The organism is [Mycoplasma] falconis (genome assembly GCF_006385795.1).
GTDB classification, from domain to species: domain Bacteria; phylum Bacillota_I; class Bacilli_A; order Mycoplasmatales; family Metamycoplasmataceae; genus Metamycoplasma; species Metamycoplasma falconis.
In genome coordinates this window covers 1-512 of sequence record NZ_VFSS01000039.1, presented here as the reverse complement: position 1 = coordinate 512, position 512 = coordinate 1, and the positions used below count along the sequence as shown (strand labels likewise).

The following is a 512-nucleotide window of genomic DNA, read 5'->3' as shown; positions in this document are numbered from 1 at the left end:
CGGTGCCCAGCACGTACAGGCCGCCGGCCTCGATTACTTCCTTGGCCTCCTTGCTGGCTTCCTCTTTGACGATGGGCAGTTCGGAGTGCCAGGCCGCCTCGTACTCCTCGGGCGTCTCCACCGGATCCAGGCCGCGTTCGCGCAGCCGCTGATCGGTGAGAAAGTCGACGTTGCCGCCCAGCACAATGTCGGTGCCGCGACCGGCCATGTTGGTGGCGACGGTGACGCCGCCGCGGCGGCCCGCCACCGCGATGATGGTCGCCTCTTGCTCGTGGTACTTGGCGTTGAGCACATTGTGCGGGATGCGCCGCTTGGTGAACTGCCGCGACAGATACTCCGAGCGCTCCACGCTGGTGGTGCCGATCAGCACCGGCTGTCCCTTCGCGTAGCGCTCGGCGACGTCGTCGACCACCGCGATGTACTTGGCCTCCTCGGTCTTGTAGATCAGGTCGGACTGGTCTTCACGGATCATCGGCATGTTGGTCGGGATGCTGACCACGCCCAGCTTGTAG

Annotated in this window: 1 protein-coding gene; it reads right to left on the bottom strand. The window is 65.4% G+C overall.

Annotated elements, in window-relative coordinates:
• Positions 1-512 (bottom strand): preprotein translocase subunit SecA (locus tag FJO69_RS07780; protein ID WP_498063506.1); only part of this gene is annotated, 512 nt, incomplete at both ends.